A 19,065-nucleotide genomic window follows, 5' to 3' on the forward strand; every position below is an offset into this window, starting at 1 on the left:
GCGTCACTGGGAACGATCGCCCGGCTGCCTTCGTTTGGTCATTCCACGAAACCGAGGATTCAGGAATGGCTTATATCGAGGCAAAGGACGGCACGCAGCTTCATGTGAAGGATATCGGATCGGGCCATCCCGTGGTGCTGATCCATGGCTGGCCGCTGACAGGCGATATGTTCGAGTACCAGTCTCTGGCACTTCTCGAGGCCGGCTACCGTGTCATCACCTATGATCGCCGCGGCTTCGGCCAGTCCGGACATCCGGCGGACACGTACAACTATGACGTCTTCGCTGACGATCTCGGCGCCGCCCTGGAGGGCCTCGACATCGACAAGGCGCATCTGGTCGGCTTTTCCATGGGGGGCGGGGAGATCGCCCGGTATCTGACGCGTCATGGCGCAGGTCGCGTTTCCAAGGCCGTTTTGATTGCCTCCGTCGTGCCTTACCTTCTCAAGGACTCCACCAACCCTGACGGTGTCGACTCCAGTGTTTTCGCCGACATGAAGAAGCAGGTGCGGGAAGACCGCTTTGCCTTCCTCCAGAGCTTTGCCAAGACATTCTACGGTGTCGGCCTTGTCAGCAAACCCGTCAGCCAAGGCGTTCTGGACTGGTCGTTCATCCTCGCCGTGATGGCGAGCCCCAAGGCCACGATCGACTGCATCGATGCATTCGGGCGCACGGACTTCCGGCCGGATCTCAAGTCCTTCACAGTCCCGACGCTCATTATTCACGGCACGTCGGACAAGACTGTACCGATCGATCCCGCCGGGCGCGCTGCCGCGAAGGGTATTTCCGGGGCGCAACTGATTGAGTACGAAGGCGAACCGCACGGTCTCTTCGCGACCGCGCCGGATCGCCTCAATCGTGATCTGATCGAGTTCCTCGGCAAGCCGTGACCTGACGGGCTGCCGTGATCCAAACCTCGGTATCGCGGCGGCCCGCCGGCGTTACAGGAAATCGTCTCGTCGCGGTGTGAATGTGTCGATCAGCAGGCCTTTCGTCAGCGCGACGACGCCGTGAACGAGGTTCGGAGCGACGATGAAGCTGCTTCCCGCGCCTAGCCGCGCCGTGGCGCCGTCGACCGTGACGTCGAACGTGCCCTCGGCGACATAGCTGACCTGCGTATGCGGGTGGGAATGCGGCGCGCCGATCGCACCTGCCTCGAAGCTGAAGGCGACGAGCATCATTTCCGGACGCTCGCTCAAGACCGCGCGGCGATTTCCAGGTGCGACTTCGGTCCAGGTCGTATGCTGGGGCAGGGAATAGAAGGACATTTCAGCCTCTCATCGGGCAAGCCAGCCGCCATCGACCGGCAGGATGGTTCCATGGACGTAATCGGATGCGGCACTCGCAAGAAAGACTGCGGCGCCCACCATGTCTTCCGGCCGCGCCCATCGGCCGGCCGGTATCCGCTTCAGGATATCGGCGTTGCGATCGGCATCCGCGCGCAGCGCCGCCGTGTTGTTGGTCTCGACATAACCGGGCGCGATGGCGTTCACGTTGATGCCGCGCGCGGCCCATTCGTTCGCTAGAAGCTTGGTGATTCCGGCGAGACCACTCTTCGCCGCGGTGTAAGACGGCACGCGAATGCCGCCCTGAAAGGACAGCATCGAGGCGATATTGATGATTTTGGCCTTGCGTTCGGCGGCAAGCGCCGCCTTTGCAAACGCCTGGCAAAGAAAGAAGACGGACTTGAGATTGGTGTCGAGGACCGTGTCCCAGTCCTCCTCGGTAAAGTCGAGCGAGTCGGCACGCCGGATGATGCCGGCATTGTTGACCAGAATATCCGGCGCCGCGCCGGCTTGCAGCGCGGCGGCCATGACGCTTGCAGCACTGCCGATCTGCGAAAGATCGGCCGATACGGCGACAAATGTCCGTCCTGCTGCCTTCACCGCCGCTTCCGTGTCCGTCATGGCGGAGCGGCCGACACCGACGATATCCGCACCGGCCTTCGCCAGCCCGATGGAGATGGCCTGCCCGATGCCGGTATTCGCACCGGTGACAATGGCCCATCGGCCGGAGAGATCGAACGGGTTCATCGCAGGGCTTCCATCGGTACCTTGTCCATGTCGGTGAAGCTGATGTTATCGCCGGCCATCGCCCAGATGAAGGCGTAGCGTCCGGTTCCCGCGCCCGAATGGATCGACCAGCCGGGCGATAGCACCGCTTCGTGGTTCTTCAGAACGACATGGCGCGTTTCGCCCGGTTCGCCCATGAAATGGAAAATGCGCGTTGCCTCCTGCATGCCGAAATAGAGATAGACCTCCATGCGCCGGTCGTGCACATGCGCCGGCATGGTGTTCCACACCGAACCAGGCTCGAATGTCGTGAGCCCGACCACCAGCTGGCAGCTTTCGCAGACATCGGGATGAACATACTGGTTGATGGTGCGGTGGTTGCATTCCTCCGCCGAACCCAGATGCACCTTCTTCGCCATGTCGCGGGTGATATGCACGGTCGGGCAGACGCGGTGGGCCGGCGCGCTCAGGACATAGAACAGCGCCGGCTCGGCCTCGTTATCGCTCGCAAAGCTAAGCGCGCCCGAGCCCTTTCCGACATAGATGGCTTCCTGAAAGCCGAGCGCGTAGTCCTTTCCGCCGACGCTGATCGTTCCCGCGCCACCGATATTGAGGATCGCGGCCTCGCGGCGTTCGAGAAACTGATCCGTGCCGGTCTCGGCGACACGGTCGATTGTGAGCGTGCCACCGGCTGGCACCACGCCCCCGACGATCATACGGTCGAGATGGCTATAGGTGAGATTGATCCGGCCCGGATGGAACATCGACTCGATGATGAAGCCATCGCGCAGACCCTGGGTGTTGCGCCTTGCGGCGTCTTCAGGCCCGACGACCTGGCGAGTGGATACGGAGAGTGTCACGGCGTCTGCCTCTTTCTTTCGGGAATGAACATCAGTTGAGCACGACATATTCGGTGAGCTGGTTGATCGTCGTGTCGGCCTTGTCGACATCGAAGACCTTGGTGCCGTGGCTCATGATCACGAACCGGTCACAGACCTGGTAGGCGTGGTAGATATTGTGCGTCACAAGGACGCTCGAAACGTTCTCGGCCTTGAGCTTCAACACCTGGTTCAACAGCGCCTCGGTTTCGCGCACGGAGAGTGCGGAGGTTGGCTCGTCAAGCAGCAGGATGCGCTTCTTGAAGTGCACGGCACGCGCGATGGCGACCGCCTGCTTCTGGCCGCCGGAGAGATTGCCGACCAGGGTGTCCGGGCTGTCGATGCCCGAGATATGCACGGCGTTCTGCAGGACCTCCATGGCGATTTCCCGCATTTCGGACTGCCGGAGAAGACCGAAACGGTCGGTGAGTTCGCGGCCCATGAAGATATTGCGGGTGATCGAGAGACTGTCGACGAGGGCGGTGTGCTGGTAGATCGTCTCGATGCCGGCATCCGCGGAATCGGACCGGCAGGTGAAGAGCGTCTTTTTGCCGTCCACGCTGAGATAGCCCTCGGTCGGCTTGTGGATGCCGGAAATCAGATTGACCGTCGTCGACTTGCCCGCGCCGTTGTCGCCGAGCAGCCCGACCACCTCGCCCTCGCCAATGTGGAAGCTGAGGTTACGCAGCGCCGTCAGGGCACCAAAACTCTTGGAAATGTTGTGCAGTTCGAGAAGATTGGACATCACGCCACGCCTCGCCGCTCGATGAGATGATTGAAGATGGCGGCCAGCACGATCAGCGTCGCGATGAACATGTCGAGATAGAAGCCGGGCGCCCGCAGGAGAAGCAGAACATCCGTGATGGTGTGAATGAGCAGCACACCAAGAAAGATGCCGATGATCGAGCCACGACCGCCGCGCAGCGAAAGCCCGCCGATAACGCAGGCGGCAATCGCCTGGAGTTCGAGACCGGCACCTTGGCCCGGCTGGACGCTGCCGACGCGTGCGGTGGCGAGGATGCCGGCCATGGCTGCCATGCCGCCGGCGACGGCAAAGGCAATCAGTTTCACGCGCCTGGTATTGATGCCGATGGCCTCGGCCGCAGCGCGATTGCCGCCCGTCGCGAACACGTGGTTGCCGAAGCGGTGGCGATGCAGCAGAAAATGAAAGCCGACCACCAACAGCACGATCCAGATGAAGGCGGCATTGATGCCGAACAGCGTGCCGGAAAACAGGCTGGTGAAGACCGGCTCGGGATCGAAACGCACCTGCACCGCACCATTGTAGAGAAGCACCGCGCCGCGCCAGAACAGCAGGCCGCCGAGCGTCACGATGAAGGACGGCAATCCGAAGCGGATCGTGATCTGGCCGTTGAGCAGCCCGATCAGCAGGCCGGTGACGATGCCGAGCGGGGCGGCAAGAAAGGCGCTGACGCCGGCCCCGACCAAGCTCGCCATAAGCACGGCGGTAAAGGTGTAGACGGAGCCGATGGACAAGTCGAATTCACCCGCGATCATCAGCACGCCGGCGCCGAGCGCCAGGCAGCCGAGCACGGGGATTGCCTTCATGAGGATCGTCAGGTTCTGCGGTGAAAGATAGCGAAACTCGTTCGGATAAAGCAGCGCACCGGCGATACAGACGATCTGCAACGTCATGAAGACGAGGAAGATCGCTCCGGCGGGCATCGCCATGATCTGCTTGAGAACGGATTGCCTTTGCGTGCGCGAACGGTGCACGGCGTTGTCAGCAAGGATAGGTGTCACGGTCTGGCACTCGATTTTGGGGCGTTGGGAGCCGGCCGGGGTCTTCGACAGGCTCCCGCAACATCCGGTTAGCGGTAGCTGCCGATGAGCGGCTTGACCGAGCTGATGCGCGACTTGTCGAGGAAGGCGCCCTGTCCGGTGTCGACGTCCGTCGGCGTCAGGCCATACTTCTTGGCAAGCGCGATCTGGGCGATCGGATAGTAGCCCTGAAGGTAGGGCTGCTGGTCCATGGTCGCGAACATCGCACCGGATTCGACTGCATTGACGATCTCGACGGCGAGATCGAAGCCGCCGAACGGGATGTTGACGCCGGCATCCTTGATGGCGCCCGCACCGACCGTCGAGGTGACCGAGCCCGTGCCGAACAGCGCCTTCACGTTCGGATTGGCGATCAGGAACTGCGCGATGATGTTCTGCGCTTCGGCCGGGTCGAGACCGGCACGCACCGTCTCGACCTTGATGCCGGCCTCCGTCATCGCCTTCTCGATGCCGCCGCCACGCGCCACGGCGAAACTTGCCTCCGGGATTTCGCGCGGGTTGAAGACGACGTCGCCGGACTTCAGGCCGAACTCCTTGATCATGCGATTGCCGAGCTCGTAGCCCGAAGCGAACTCATCCATGCCGACATAGGCCTGCCGGCAATTGCCCTTGGCGCCATCGAGGTCATCGTTGTTGAAGCCGATCACGATGATTCCGGCCTTTGTGGCTGCGCAGATGCTTTCGTCAAACGCGTCGGAAGAGGAGATCGCCACCGCGATTCCATCGACGCCGCTGGCGGTTGCGCTTTCGATCAGGTCGTTCTGGCGCACCGGATCGTTGTTGGCATATTGCACGTCGAGATCGACGCCGAACTGGCTGGCGGCGTCTTGTGCACCCTTCACCACGGGATTAAAGAACTGGACACTTGGATCGAGGTAGATGATCATCGTGGCCTTGACGTCTGCGGCGAGCGCCGTCGATGCCATCATGGTGGCAACGCTGGCGGCCATTGCCGCGGCTTTCAACCTGGTCAACTTCATTTGCGTATCCTCCCTTTGGATGTGCAATACGGGTCCAAAAGACCCAAGTCTCGGCTGGCGGGCTCCGACCAAAGATTCCGCCAGCCGAGGTTTTCCTCCTCATGACCGCAGGATGCGGCCCTGCTAACCGAACCAGGGCGCCGGGCGCCCGAGCGTGACATGCACGCCCTTGAACTGCGAATATTCGTCGAAGCCGTAGCGGCCGAGCTCGCGCCCGAGGCCGCTCTTCTTGTAGCCGCCGATCGGCATTTCCGGTGTGCCGTCGATGACGCTGTTGATCCAGCAGCGGCCGGCGCGGATACGGCGGATGCTTTGCAGCGCGTTTTCGAGATTGGTGGACCAGACGGAGGCCGACAGGCCGAATTCGGTGGCGTTTGCCATCGCCACGGCCTCATCCGCCGTCTTGAAGGTCAGCGTCGAAAGCACCGGCCCGAAAATTTCCTCGCGGGCAATCGACATGTCCGGCGTAACCCCGGCGAAAACCGTCGGTGCGTAATAGAGACCGGCCTCCCTGCCGACCCGTTCGCCACCGAGCAGAAGTTTCGCGCCGGAGGCGACGCCGGCCTCGACATAGGAATGCACCTTCTGCGCATGGGCCTCCGATATCATCGCACCGATCTTGGTGCGCTCGTTCAGCGGATCGCCGAAGGTGACCTTGCGCGAGATCTCGAGCAGGTGTTCCATCAGCGCGTCGCGGACGCTTTCCTCGACCAGCAGACGGCTGCCGGAAATGCAGCACTGGCCGGCATTGTGATAAACGCCGTATGCGATGCCGTCGGCGGCGGCTTCGAGGTCCGCATCGGCAAAGACGATCTGGGGCCCCTTGCCGCCGAGTTCCAGCCCGACGCGCTTGACACTGCGCGCCGCGATCTCGCCGAGTTTGGTGCCGACACGCACGGAACCGGTGAAGGCCACCATGTCGATATCAGGGTCTTCCGCCAGCACCTGGCCGGCTGGATCGCCGTAGCCGGTGACGACGTTGAACACGCCGTCCGGGATGCCGGCCTCGCGCGCCAGTTCCGCCATGCGGATCGATGTGCCGGAGGTGAATTCCGATGGTTTCAGCACCACCGTGCAACCTGCGCCAATCGCCCACGGCACGCGCTCGGAAGCAATGATGAAGGGGAAATTCCACGGTGTGATGATGCCGACGACGCCGACCGGTTCGCGCAGCACAAGGCCAAGACGGTCATCGCCGATATTGTTGTGGCTCTGGCCTTCCAGCGCCCGCGCCTGACCTGCGGCATACGACCAGAGGTCGGCGCAGAAGCCGATTTCGCCGCGTGCCTGATTGATCGGCTTGCCGACCTCCAGGCTCTCGGTCAGCGCCAGTTCTTCCTGATGCGCAAGGATGAGGTCCGCCACCTTGAACATCAGGCGCGAGCGCTCGGCGCCCGACATGCGCGGCCACGGGCCGGTATCGAAGGCGCGGCGTGCGGCGGCAACCGCCAGCCGCACGTCATCCGCCGAGGCTTCCGGCCAGACACCGACGACTGCGCCTGCGTGGCCCGGGCTCACGCGTTCGATCGTCTTGCCGGATGCCGCATCGACGGACTTGCCATCGACAAGCATCTGATAGCGGGCTTTACTGTTCAGCCGCGGGTCACGGGAATCGGGTGCTATGAAATTGGACAGCAATATCGTCTTCCGGCCGGCGGCAGCGCGCCAGCCCCTCCCTGTTGATCCGGTTCTAAGGCCACCGGATTTCTGTTGCGCATGAATTGTATGGTACTGTATGGTGGCCCAAAATGGATGTCAACGCATGACGGCGGGAAAAGACGTGAACCTTGAATCCCTGAAGATCGACACCGGTGAAACCGCCGCAGCGCAGGTGGAACGAGATCTGCGCGAATCCATCATCCAGCTTGAACTCACCCCCGGCATGCGCCTGTCCGAACAGGAAATCGCCACACGCATGGGTGTTTCACGTCAGCCCGTGCGCGAGGCACTGATCGCGCTTGGCAAATCGAAGCTGGTGGATATCCGCCCCAATCGCGGCACGGTCGTCGTACGGATTTCGGCGCGTAAGATGATGGAGGCACGATTCGTGAGAGAAGCGATAGAGACCGCCGTCGCCCGCCGCGCAAGCGAGGCCTTCGACAGCTGGACCCGCCGCAAGATCGATACGATCCTCGACCGCCAGAAGGCCGCAATGGCGGCGCACGATCACAATGCCTTCCGCCGCGAGGATGAGCAATTCCACATCGCGATCGCCGAGGGCGCCGGTTGCGGCCTTGCCTGGAGCGCCATATCCGACATCAAGGCGCATATGGACAGGGTCTGCAATCTTCAGCTCCGCCATCCCGATTCCATGGTCCGGCTGATTGCCGAGCACGAGGCGATCATAAACGCCATCGACACGCGCAACGCCGATGCGGCCGAGGCCGCCATGCGCGGTCATCTTAATGGCATCCTCGCCGACCTGCCGCAGATCGAGGCCGACAATCCCGATCTCTTCGAGTGAGCGGCCCGGCTGGACTGCGGTCAGGACATGGCGAAGCAGCTCGCCGCGCTGGCGTCTATGTGACGGCGTCAGCGATGCGGGCGCGATACCGGGTGTCCGTCCAGGATTGAACGAGGGAACAAAGGCGAGAAGCCGCGGTTTGTATCAGACGGCGCTGATATTTCGATCCGTGCGCCGCAATCCTGGTCTTGGAACGATCCATGCCCGCGTCAGACGATGTCCCTACCAGCAATTTTTCTCCACGGCCGGAACGGCGTTATCCGGTCGGAGCCGAGTGTCTGGGTGCTGGCGTATCCTTCCGTGTCTGGGCGCCCGCGCAGGATAGCGTCAGCGTTCTTCTGGCCGACGGGCGCATGCATGCGATGCGTGCCGAGCCGGGCGGGTATTTTCGCATCGATCTCGACGGGATAGGTCCCGGCACGCTCTATCGGCTGCGTCTTGGAAGCGAGGCGGAACCGGTGGCCGACCCGGCTTCCCGCTATCAGCCCGAAGGGCCCGACGGATATTCGGCGGTCGTGGATCCGCAACGGTTCGCGTGGACGGACGATGGATGGCGGGGCCTCAAGGCTCGAGGCCAGGTTCTCTACGAGATGCATATCGGGACCTTCACGCAGGAGGGCACCTATGCGGCCGCCACAGAGCGCCTCGGCATCCTCAAGGACATCGGTATCACCTGCATCGAGGTCATGCCGCTGAACGAATTCTACGGAGCCTTCGGTTGGGGCTACGACGGGGTTCTGCCCTATGCCCCCACCCGGCTCTATGGCACACCCGATGAGCTCCGGTCCTTCATCGATACGGCGCACAGGCTCGAATTGGGCGTGATCCTCGACGTCGTCTATAACCACCTCGGCGCCGGCGGGCGGTTCAAGGCCTTCTCACCGGATTACTTTACCGAACGCTACTGGAATGAGTGGGGTTGCTCGGTTAATTTCGACGGCGAGAACAGTGCCGGCGTGCGCGCGTTCTTCGCGAAAAATGCCGCTTACTGGATCGATGAATATCATTTTGACGGGCTGCGGCTCGACGCGACACAGGCGCTGAACGACGCAAGCGATGAGCACATCATGGCTCTTGTCGCGCGGGAGGCGCGTGCGGCGGCAAGGAGCAGGTCGATCTATCTCGTTGCCGAAAACGAGCCACAAGATACGCGCCTCGTGCGACCGCATGGCCGGTCCGGTTATGGACTGGATGCGCTCTGGAACGATGACTTCCATCATTCTGCAATGGTCGCGCTGACGGGCAGAAGCGAGGCCTATTACCATGACCACCGCGGCAGGGCGCAGGAGTTCGTGTCCTCTGCGAAATACGGCTATCTGTTCCAGGGGCAGCGCTACGACTGGCAGGATGCGCCGCGCGGGCAGCCCGGCCTTGACCTCGCGCCGGAGACCTTCGTCCACTTCCTGCAGAACCACGATCAGATCGCAAATTCCGGAAGCGGCTGCCGTATGGACAGGCTGGCCTCGCCCGCGAGAGTGAGAGCGATCACCGCGCTCCTGCTTCTGGGACCGCAGACGCCTCTGCTGTTCCAGGGACAGGAGTTCGGGGCCTCCAGCCCATTCTTCTATTTCGCAGACCAGGCCGGCGGTCTTGCCGAGACGGTTCGTGAGGGCCGGATCGAGTTCCTCAAGCAGTTTCCCAGCCTGAGCGATGATGCGTTCGCCCGCTGGATGCCAGCGCCGGCCGACCGCGCGACATTCGAGCGCTCGAAGCTCGACTGGTCGCAATACAAGACGAATACCCACATCGTCGCGCTTCACAGGGACCTGATCGCGTTGCGTCGCCAATCCTATGTTCTCGCGCAGGGCACATGTGGCCGCGTGGATGGCAGCGTTCTCGAACCCTCTGCGTTCCTGCTCCGACATTTTGCGCGCGATCCGAAAGACGAACGCCTTATGGTGGTCAATCTGGGGCCGGATATCGCGGTCGACAGCATAGCGGATCCGTTGCACGCTCCCCCGGAGGGCATGCAATGGGCACTCGTCTGGTCAAGCGAGAACCTTGTCTACGGCGGCGGCGGAATACGCCCGGTCGACCTTCAAGGGCGCTGGACGCTCGGCGCCGATACCGTGCTGTGGTTCGCACCTGTGGTGGCCGAGCGGCGGGCAATGCCGGATCGCGAACGGCTCGTCGCATGGCAGAGCCAGATTTCCAACGGGTGCCGGTTGGAGATCGCCGGAGCCGGTGAACGATCAGCGCCGATCAGCGCTCCCGACGACCGATAGCGATAGGTTGAACGCGTCGCCTTCTCGCTGCGCGGGACCTCATCGCGTCCGGAGCCTCCGGGCATGTCGTCGGAAACATAGGCGTCGATCCGCAGTACATCGCCCATTTCCTTCGGGGGTATCATATCGGCTTCCTCAGTTGGCACCGAGGCGCGTGCCGATGGCATTCATCTTGTCGATTTCCGCTCGCTGGCCGCGGGTGATCCTCGCACAGTGTCATTAATTCAGGATCGCTCAGCGCGGCGTTTCTGCACATGAGGATAGCGCCCGAATGGTGCGGGATCATCGAGGCGATGAACTGTCGCTCGCGTTTCACCGTATGGCTTCCTGTTGTGGGCCGAGGCCACTCAACCGGAACCTTGCGCGGGTGGCATTTCCATGGGGCCTCATCGCAACCAAACGGGTGGCCTTGAGCGGCTGCTCGCTGGGAGCACGAATAAAACGAGCAGCCGCTCACTGGAGCCGGCGGTTCACAAGGAGAGCGCCGGCTTGCCGGCCGGGACTTCAGGACCGGCCTTCGCCAACCACGAACACGGTAAACTGTTCCAGACTGCTGTCGATTTGAGAGTGGCTGGAGACTGTGCTGATGCGGTGATCGGCGGCACCATGCAGTTGCGCACCGGGCTACTGGGCTTGTCGCTCCTGCCCCAGGAACTCAACGCGCGAAACTCACCGGCCTGAAAGGAACTTCGGGTCCTTCATTATGTGGTCGATACCCTTCTGCACGTGGCTTGTTATGATCTCTTTTGCGCCATCGGCATCGCGTGCGAGCGCGCGTTCGAACAGCAACTTGTGATCATCGACGACCGCTTTACCCCGGAAACTTCCGGCGAGCATATGATACCGAAGAAATCGGTCGAACACGGACGACAGGCTCTGCAGAAGTGTCGCCGAATTGCTTGCGGCAACGATCGCCCGGTGGAATTCCCAATCGCATCGGACCCAGTCGATGGTTCGGGCGACATCTCCCGCAAGAAGCCTGCGCTCCACGGCGGCCAGCCGATGGTGGGCCGCAACGATCGAGCCTTCCCATTCCAGATCGCCGGCGGCGAAGGAAAGACCGATGGCATGGCATTCCAACACGGTGCGCAGGTCGGCCAGCTCCGTCAGTTCCTGCCTGGACACGGGGCTGACCTCGAAACCACGCTGCCCTTCCGCAAGCACGAGGTTTTCTGCCGATAACCTGGAAAGGATTTCGCGCAGTGAGGAAATGCTGATCGAGTATCGCTCGCGCGCCTTTTCAAGCTTGATCTTCGAGCCGGGCAACAGGATTCCCATGATGATATCATGTCGCAACCGCCGGAAGACCGCATCGCTGACGGTTTCGCTGTCGTTTGTCCGTTCATGTTCGCCTGAGCGTTCTTCCCGCATGATCAATCCCGAAGGGGCGACTTCCCCGCCAATGCATGTTCCACGCCGCCCTGAATGTGCAGGCCGAGGATCTTCTTCCCCGTCTCCTGGTCGCGCTTGAGGGCGGCGTCGAGGAGCTGCCTGTGCTCGTCCTCGGCGATCTTGCCGCGATAGGAGAGGGCGACCATCTGGTAACGGAGATATTTATCGAAGACGGCGGCATGGGTTTCCATCAGCAGTCTCGACCCGCAGGCCGAAATGAGCGCCTGATGGAACTCCCAGTCGTAACGCTTCCAGGCTTCCGTCTGGCTGGTGTCTCCGCTTGCCATGACTTCTTCCATGCGCGCCAGCTTGTGATGGGCCGAGGCGAGCCGGGCCTCCCAGTCGACGTCGCCCCGGTCGAAGGATTGCTCCAGCGCGTGCGTTTCCAGCAGCAGGCGCAGAGCGGCAATCTCCTTCAGGTCGGTTGACGACATCGGCGCCACGTGAAAGCCGCGCTGGCCTTCGGCAACGACCAATCCTTCCGAGGCAAGGCGGCTCAGGATCTCCCTCAGCGTGCTGACGCTCGTGTCGTAAGCTTCCTTGAGCTTTTCAAGCTTCAGCTTCTGGCCGGGAGCAAGGCGTCCGAAAATGATATCGGCCCGAATGCGCTTGTAGCTGCTTTCGGCAATGGTTTCGGTCGCTAGGTCAGAGTACATGGACGCATCTCGGAGATTTTCTAATTCCTCATACATATTCTGTCGAGTGATTGAAACCTGTCTGAAAGCAGTCGGGTGAGGCCGACGTCTGTCTGTCTCACATGTGGTCCCGGCTTGGGGTGACCATTGACAGGTTGAGATGTCGTTCAAGACCTCCATTCTGCCATATCGAGCTTGATCAACTGCATCTTGGAGACACGTGCCCCGGACTCACCCCATTGCCATTGGTGTTCCTGTTCCTTTCCTTCGTGACGAGAAGGTTCATATCGCAATTTTACAAGCAAACGCTGAAACATGTTTTATCGGAGATTTTGTAAAAACTCAGTTGATTTGAAAATAGCCTTATGTCAGCTTTGCTGTAGTGCCAGCTGGAGGAGAGCTGGACGGCCTTTTGCGCTATCAGAGGAGGAGAACCTATGTTTGAGTTCAAGTTGAACCGGCGCCATGCCCTGCTGGGCGCTGCGGCAATTGTCGCCGCGGTATCATTTTCGCAACCCGCTTCGGCGATCACGCCCGAGGAAATCAAGGCAAGGGGCAAGTTGGTCGTCGGCATTCAGGGCGATAACCCGCCATGGGGCTTCGTCACCAGCGCCGGCAAACAGGATGGTTTCGATGCGGATATGGGCGCCCTGTTCGCCAAGGAGCTCGGCGTCGAGGTGGAATTCGTTCCGCTCGAGGTGAACAATCGTATTCCCGCATTGACCTCCGGGCGTGTCGACATCCTGTTCGCGACGATGGCCATGCTGCCGGATCGCGCCAAGGCCGTGCAGTTCAGCCAGCCATACAACGCGAACGCCATCGTCCTGATCGGCCCCAAGGACAAATCCATCAAGTCGAACGAGGATATGGCCGGCTTGACCATCAGCGTCGCAAAGGGAGCGGCTCAGGACACGCAAGTGACGAAGAATGCGCCGTCCACCGCCACCATCCGGCGTTATGACGGCGACGCGGCGAGTGTCCAGGCGCTGATCTCCGGCCAGACCGACGCGCTTGGCGGCAACATCTTCTATCTTGACCGTGTCGAGAAGGCCGTTCCCGGCAAGTTCGAAAACAAGCTGGAATTCCAGAAGCTGTACAATGGCGCATGCACGCGCCTGGGCGAGAAAGAGCTGAATGCCGCAGTGAACGCGTTCATCGACAAGATCAAGGCCAATGGCGAGCTGAAGACGATCTACGACAAGTGGATGAAGGTTCCGGTGCCGGAATTTCCGACCAGCCTCGAAGGCATTCCGTTCACCGCGAACTGAGCTTCCGCTCTTCGTAAAGCCTGAATTCGCGAGGCGGCACCGGTCAAGGTGCAGGCATCGGCGCCGTTCATCCGTGCGCCGATGCTGCCTGGAGTATGTCCATGACCAAGACGATCTTTGTCCTTAACGGCCCCAATCTCAACCTTCTGGGTGAGCGGGAGCCTTCCATCTATGGCACCACGACCCTGCGGGACATCAAGGCCAGATGCGACGCGAAAGCCGCCTCCCTCGGTTTTGCGGTCGATTTCCGCCAGACGAATTTTGAGGGTGAACTGGTGGAATTCGTCCATCAGGCGCGCAAGGATGCGTGCGGCATCATCATCAATCCGGCGGCCTATACATTCACATCCATCGCTCTTCTTGACGCCTTGAAGACTTTCGACGGCCCGAAGATCGAACTGCACATATCCAATGTGCATGCGCGCGAGAGCATCTATCACAATTCCCTGATTTCCCGCACCGCGACCGGGGTCATGCTCGGTTTCGGGGCGGCCGGATACGAGTTGGCCATCGAGGCCATGGCAGGTCTGGCAACGCCGTCCTGAAGGGTGCGCCGCAGGAGATGTCATGAATTACACGCTTGATTTCACCCCGGTCCTCGACGGCCTTCCCAACCTTCTCTGGGCCTGCCTCGGGACATTCACGCTGGCCATCTGCGGCATGTTCTTGGCGATCGTCATCGGGATCGGCGGCGTCATTCTGCGACAGTCACAGTTCAAACCGCTGCGTTGGCTGGTGATCGGCTTCGTCGAACTGATCCGCAACACGCCGTTCCTGGTGCAGATCTTCTTCATCTACTTCGCGCTGCCGCTGGCGGGTATCCGGCTCGATCCGACGCCGACCGCCATCATCGCGCTCGGCATCAACGGCGGCGCCTATGCCATCGAGATCATCCGGGGCGGGGTGCAATCGATTTCGAAAGGGCAGACGGAGGCGGGACTGGCGCTCGGGCTGCACAAGGCCCAGGTCTTCCGCCTGATCATCCTCAAGCCCGCGCTGAGGACGATCTATCCCTCGCTGACGAGCCAGTTCATCCTGCTGACGCTGACGACGAGCATCGCGTCCGCCATCTCGGCTTACGAACTGACATCGGTATCGCAGCGGATCGAGTCCGACAGCTTCCGCAGCTTCGAGGTCTATTTCACCGTGACGGCGTTCTATCTCGTCATTTCCTGGGTGATGATGCGCATCTTCGCGTTCTTCTCCGCCCGCTACTTCAGCTATCCACTCAGATAGGAGGAAAACGAATGGGACGCGAAGAATTCCTCTTTCTTCTGACAGGCCTGAAATGGACGGTTGCGCTGTCTGCGGTCGCCTTCGTGTGCGGCTGTGTTGCCGGGCTGATGGTGGCCTTGCTGCGCACGTCCGGCGTCGCCATCGTCGAGCGTCTGACGGCCGGGTACATTGCAGTTTTCCAGGGCACGCCGCTCCTGATGCAGCTTTTCGTGGTGTATTACGGCCTTGCCCTGATTGGTATCCAGATGGATGCGTGGGCTGCGGTCTCCGTCGGCCTGACGCTTCACGCCAGCGCCTTCCTGGGAGAAATCTGGCGCGGCTCGATCGAGGCCGTCCCGCGCGGGCAGACGGAGGCGGCAAAGGCGCTTGGCCTCGGTTATGTCTCGCGTATGAAGGACGTCGTGCTTCCCCAGGCGATACGGATTTCGCTGCCGGCCACGATCGGCTTCCTGGTGCAGCTCATCAAGGGAACGTCGCTCGCCTCAATCGTCGGCTTCACTGAACTCACCCGTGCCGGCAACATCATCTCGAACCAGATCTTCCAGCCATTGACCGTCTTCGGCATCGTCGGAGCGCTTTACTTCCTGATGTGCTGCCCGCTGACGATCTATGGCGCCCATCTCGAGCGCAAGTTCCTGACCGCCAGCCGCTAGACCGGCCCTCAGCCATTGATAACGCGCACCAACCCGCTAATTTTGGGGCGAGGCCAGTTTTCGCGTCTAATGGAAGAGATGATCAATGAGCCAAGCCAAGTCGCAGCCTGAGTGGAGCGCTGAGGAACTCAGGCGTGCTATCAAGTCGGCAGGAGTGGCGCTGTGGACCTGGATCGTCGATGACGACACATTCGTCATGGATGCCAAGGCGTACGAACTCTGGGATATCTCTCACGAGACGGACCTGACCTTCGAACATCTTTCCGCCAAGGTCCATCCCGCCGACCGGGACCGCGTGAGGGCGGCGTTCGTCGCGACCCGGGCGGTTGATGGCCCGTTCGAAATCGACTTTCGCATTCTGACGAACGCTTCCGACGTCCGATGGATTTCCGCCCGCGGCGAGGGCAACGAGGGCGATGCCGCAACCCAGAAAATGACGGGCATCTTCCTCGATGTCACAGGACGCAAGCAGGCCGAGGAGGGCCATGAGCTTCTTGCCGGCGAGATGAGCCATCGCGTCAAGAACCTGCTTGCGCTGGCAGCAGGCCTCACGAATATCACGTCGCGGTCGACCGACACGAAGGAGGAGATGGCCAAGCAGCTGACACAGCGGCTGACGGCGCTCGGGCGCGCCCACGAACTGGTGCGCCCCCTGCCGGATGGTCAGGGAGAAGCAGCCTTGCTGGGCGACCTCTTCACGGTGCTGTTGGCGCCCTACGACGACGTGGGCGCATTTGCCGGCCGCATCCGGGTGGCCGTTCCGCGCATGGGCTTGGGAGAAAAGTCCGCCACGAGCCTTGCGCTCGTCATCCATGAGCTCGCAACGAATTCGCTGAAATACGGCGCATTGTCGAATGACAAGGGATTGCTCGATATCTCCGGCGCGCTCGTCGAGGACGATGTCGAGATCGTCTGGAGCGAGCATGGCGGTGCGGATGCTCGCTCGCCACAATCGATGGAAGGCTACGGAAGCAAGCTCTTGCAGCGAACGATCTCGGGGCAGCTCGGTGGATCGATCAATTACAACTGGGTCGATGGCGGCGTTGTCGTGACACTCCGCATGAAGGAGAGCCATCTTTCAACCTGAAGCGGAAGGACGCCTCGCACGCATCTGCCTGAGGAAAAATCAGTGACGACGCCGTCCGGCCCGAGAGCTCTTACCACCGCCGGGCGGCGTTGCTGCAGCCGCAGATCACCATATGGCTCAGGCGGCGCGCTGAACTGTAAGCAGCTACGACCCAAGCTTCGGTTTTAACCGCTGCTTAACCGCATTCCTTGCCATCGGCTTAAGTTCGATTGCTCTAATATCCCAGAGACAATCAGGACCTGGCGATGACCCTAAAGTTCCAGTCTTCATCTCTGTTGAAATGGATCTTGCCGGCCAGCGCGTCGCTCGCAATCTGCGGCATCCTGTTCCTGACACTGACCTGGGCGGCGGGCAAGGCGGACGAGGCGGCTTCATCGCGCCAGCGGGGTTTCATCACGCGTGCGGTGACGAAGCTACAGTCGGCGATTGCCCATGATCAGGAAAGCGTCACAGTCTGGGACGACGCCGTGGGCAAAAGCCAACGTGGCGACATGGCCTGGATCGACGCCAACCTCGGATCCTGGATGCACACCTATTTTGGCCATGATGCATCCCTGCTGCTGTCGCCTGATTTATCGCTCGTTTATCAGTTCATTGAAGATCGCGAAGGTTCGCCTGACGCGCAGCAGTTCCGCGACGCCTACCTTCCGCTTGCGACCAAACTGCAGGCCCGTCTCGCGCGCGGCGATACGCAGGGCACGAGCGCTAAGGTCCTTTCAATCGGGGAGTCGGATCTGGCGCGCATCGGGAACCGGTCCGCGATCGTCAGCATCAAGCCGCTTATATCGGACACGGGAAACGTCGTGCAGGCGCCCGGCGCTGAATTCCTTCACGTCGCCATCCGGTTTCTGGATGGAGACCTGCCGGCGGATATCGGTCAGGAATACGCGTTCACCAACCTTCGCTTCACGCGAGATGAGCCGAGCGAACGAAACGCCACCTTTATTCCGGTGACATCGCGCGACGGCGCGCCTGTGGGGTTCTTTCGCTGGGAGCCCTTTCAACCCGGAAACTACGTTCTTCGCGCCACCGCTCCCGCTCTCGTGCTGGCATTCGTGACCCTTTTTACAGGCGCGAGCCTTGCCGGTCATGCCCTGTTCCGCCGCTCGGTCCGTCTGGCCGCAAGCCGCGCGGAACTGGAACATCAGGCATCGCACGACGCCCTGACGGGACTGGCCAACAGGAACTTCTTTGCAATCAGGCTCGCATCCACGCTGGCCAACGCGGCCGCGGATCAGCGCCACTGCATTCTCTTTGTCGATCTCGATCGGTTCAAGACGGTCAATGACACCTTTGGCCATCCCGTTGGCGACAGGCTGATCATGATGGCAGCGGCTCGCATGCGGGACCTGTTGCCGAAGTCGCTGATCGCGCGTGTCGGCGGTGACGAATTCAACATACTCCTGAGCGATGCCGACGCGCATAACGTAGACGAGATCGCCAGGAACATCGTGGCCGCGGTCAGGGCGCCGTTTGAAATCGACACCGTCCAGATCGCGATCGGCGCCAGCGTCGGCGCCGCCGTGACAACGGGGCCTTGCGACCCCATCGAGCTGACCCGAAAAGCGGACATAGCCCTGTATCACGCCAAAGCGGCGGGCAGAAATACGCACGCCATCTTCGGCAGCCACATGGATGAGCTGCTGAGCAATCGAAGGGCATTGGAAGCGGACCTGCGCCTGGCCCTTCAAACCCATTCGCAGCTGGAAACGTTCTACCAGCCCGTTTATGCAGCCGACACCGGTGCCTTGAGTTCGCTTGAGGCGCTTGCACGGTGGAAGCATCCGACATTGGGTTATGTCAGCCCTGACCAGTTCATCCCCCTTGCCGAGGAAAGCGGCCTGATCCACGAGATCAGCGCGCTCGTTCTTGAGGATGCGTGCCGGATGCTTGCGGAAGTTCCCGGTATTCACATCGCGGTCAATGCGTCGGCTCTCGAGCTAGCCTCGCCCGGTTATGCCCTGCGCGTTCTCGGCATCCTCGCCAGATGGCAGGTCCAGCCGAACAGGCTGGAAATCGAATTGACGGAAAGTGCCATGGCGCCGGAGAAGAGCGAGCTGGAAACGACGATATCGACCCTGCGCTCGGCTGGCGTCCGGTTTGCGATCGACGATTTCGGAACCGGTTACTCGACGTTCTCCCGCATACAACGCATCGAGGTCGACCGCATAAAGATCGACAAATCGTTCATCGGCGAGATGCATCAAGGCGCCAGCAGGGCCGTTGTCTCCGCCATGATCAGCATGGCGAAAGCGAAGGGGCTGCTGGTGACGGCAGAGGGCGTGGAAACAGACGAGCAGCGAAGCGCATTGCAGGATTTCGGCTGTGACCATCTGCAGGGTTTCCTGTTGTCGAAACCTCTGCCACGCTCGACCGCCATCACGCTTGCCGCGGGCGATCAAAAGGTATCGGGCATTCGCGCCTGAGCGTCC

General features: G+C 61.3%; 18 protein-coding genes and 1 pseudogene. 9 read left to right on the forward strand and 10 right to left on the reverse strand.

Annotation, left to right across the window (positions count from 1 at the left end; translation table 11 throughout):
- The first annotated feature begins 65 nt into the window (after positions 1-65).
- Positions 66-890, forward strand: coding sequence for an alpha/beta fold hydrolase (locus GR158_RS10115; RefSeq protein WP_160870989.1), 825 nt, complete (start codon positions 66-68; stop codon positions 888-890).
- Between the two features lie 51 nt (positions 891-941).
- Here GR158_RS10115 and GR158_RS10120 read toward each other — a convergent pair whose 3' ends face one another.
- The 7 genes from GR158_RS10120 to GR158_RS10150 form a co-directional block, all read right to left on the reverse strand.
- Entirely contained in the window at positions 942-1,268 is a 327-nt protein-coding gene (locus GR158_RS10120) for a cupin domain-containing protein (protein ID WP_160870990.1), read from the reverse strand.
- 9 nt (positions 1,269-1,277) lie between these two features.
- The gene (kduD, locus tag GR158_RS10125) at positions 1,278-2,033 is read right to left on the reverse strand and encodes a 2-dehydro-3-deoxy-D-gluconate 5-dehydrogenase KduD (RefSeq protein ID WP_160870991.1); all 756 of its coding nucleotides are present in this window, start codon (positions 2,031-2,033) and stop codon (positions 1,278-1,280) included.
- Positions 2,030-2,872 (reverse strand): 5-dehydro-4-deoxy-D-glucuronate isomerase, encoded by an 843-nt coding sequence (kduI, locus tag GR158_RS10130; protein ID WP_160870992.1) that lies wholly within the window; start codon positions 2,870-2,872, stop codon positions 2,030-2,032. Before kduI ends, kduD begins: the two co-directional genes overlap by 4 nt.
- Positions 2,873-2,903: 31 nt before the next feature.
- Entirely contained in the window at positions 2,904-3,635 is a 732-nt protein-coding gene (locus tag GR158_RS10135; protein ID WP_160870993.1) for an ATP-binding cassette domain-containing protein, read from the reverse strand.
- Complete coding sequence (locus tag GR158_RS10140; protein ID WP_134650094.1) at positions 3,635-4,654, reverse strand: ABC transporter permease; 1,020 nt, start codon at positions 4,652-4,654, stop codon at positions 3,635-3,637. Before GR158_RS10140 ends, GR158_RS10135 begins: the two co-directional genes overlap by 1 nt.
- 68 nt (positions 4,655-4,722) lie before the next feature.
- Positions 4,723-5,673: a substrate-binding domain-containing protein gene (locus GR158_RS10145; RefSeq protein ID WP_160870994.1), complete on the reverse strand. Its 951-nt coding sequence runs from the start codon at positions 5,671-5,673 to the stop codon at positions 4,723-4,725.
- A gap of 123 nt (positions 5,674-5,796) precedes the next feature.
- Positions 5,797-7,311, reverse strand: coding sequence for an aldehyde dehydrogenase family protein (locus GR158_RS10150; RefSeq protein WP_160870995.1), 1,515 nt, complete (start codon positions 7,309-7,311; stop codon positions 5,797-5,799).
- A 124-nt stretch (positions 7,312-7,435) separates the two neighbouring features.
- On the opposite strand from GR158_RS10150, the gene GR158_RS10155 reads away from it, so the two are divergent.
- Entirely contained in the window at positions 7,436-8,137 is a 702-nt protein-coding gene (locus tag GR158_RS10155; RefSeq protein ID WP_160870996.1) for a GntR family transcriptional regulator, read from the forward strand.
- Between the two features lie 200 nt (positions 8,138-8,337).
- The gene (gene treZ / locus GR158_RS10160) at positions 8,338-10,362 is read left to right on the forward strand and encodes a malto-oligosyltrehalose trehalohydrolase (RefSeq protein ID WP_160870997.1); all 2,025 of its coding nucleotides are present in this window, start codon (positions 8,338-8,340) and stop codon (positions 10,360-10,362) included.
- Positions 10,363-10,497: 135 nt separating this feature from the next.
- On the opposite strand, the pseudogene GR158_RS10165 reads toward treZ, so the two are convergent.
- The 3 genes and pseudogenes from GR158_RS10165 to GR158_RS10175 form a co-directional block, all read right to left on the reverse strand.
- Positions 10,498-10,672: pseudogene (locus GR158_RS10165) on the reverse strand (DUF305 domain-containing protein); the annotation flags it as partial.
- 359 nt (positions 10,673-11,031) lie between these two features.
- Positions 11,032-11,733: a GntR family transcriptional regulator gene (locus GR158_RS10170; RefSeq protein WP_160870998.1), complete on the reverse strand. Its 702-nt coding sequence runs from the start codon at positions 11,731-11,733 to the stop codon at positions 11,032-11,034.
- A gap of 2 nt (positions 11,734-11,735) precedes the next feature.
- Positions 11,736-12,410 (reverse strand): GntR family transcriptional regulator, encoded by a 675-nt coding sequence (locus GR158_RS10175; RefSeq protein ID WP_134650100.1) that lies wholly within the window; start codon positions 12,408-12,410, stop codon positions 11,736-11,738.
- Positions 12,411-12,826: 416 nt separating this feature from the next.
- Here GR158_RS10175 and GR158_RS10180 point away from each other — a divergent pair, with 416 nt between their 5' ends.
- The 6 genes from GR158_RS10180 to GR158_RS10205 all read left to right on the forward strand — a co-directional run bounded on the left by GR158_RS10180 (position 12,827) and on the right by GR158_RS10205 (position 19,059).
- The gene (locus tag GR158_RS10180) at positions 12,827-13,657 is read left to right on the forward strand and encodes a transporter substrate-binding domain-containing protein (protein WP_134650101.1); all 831 of its coding nucleotides are present in this window, start codon (positions 12,827-12,829) and stop codon (positions 13,655-13,657) included.
- A gap of 101 nt (positions 13,658-13,758) precedes the next feature.
- Positions 13,759-14,202, forward strand: coding sequence for a type II 3-dehydroquinate dehydratase (gene aroQ, locus GR158_RS10185; protein ID WP_134650102.1), 444 nt, complete (start codon positions 13,759-13,761; stop codon positions 14,200-14,202).
- Between the two features lie 22 nt (positions 14,203-14,224).
- On the forward strand, positions 14,225-14,893 hold the full coding sequence (locus tag GR158_RS10190; RefSeq protein WP_160870999.1) for an amino acid ABC transporter permease: 669 nt from the start codon (positions 14,225-14,227) through the stop codon (positions 14,891-14,893).
- An 11-nt stretch (positions 14,894-14,904) separates the two neighbouring features.
- On the forward strand, positions 14,905-15,546 hold the full coding sequence (locus GR158_RS10195; RefSeq protein ID WP_134650104.1) for an amino acid ABC transporter permease: 642 nt from the start codon (positions 14,905-14,907) through the stop codon (positions 15,544-15,546).
- Positions 15,547-15,631: 85 nt separating this feature from the next.
- A complete protein-coding gene (locus tag GR158_RS10200; RefSeq protein WP_160871000.1) occupies positions 15,632-16,633 on the forward strand; it encodes a sensor histidine kinase in 1,002 nt (333 codons plus the stop codon).
- Positions 16,634-16,878: 245 nt separating this feature from the next.
- Entirely contained in the window at positions 16,879-19,059 is a 2,181-nt protein-coding gene (locus GR158_RS10205) for a bifunctional diguanylate cyclase/phosphodiesterase (protein WP_160871001.1), read from the forward strand.
- The last annotated feature ends 6 nt before the right edge of the window (positions 19,060-19,065 follow it).

Origin of the sequence: Shinella sp. AETb1-6, from assembly GCF_009826875.1 — a bacterium.
In the GTDB taxonomy this organism is placed as follows: Bacteria; Pseudomonadota; Alphaproteobacteria; order Rhizobiales; family Rhizobiaceae; genus Shinella; species Shinella sumterensis.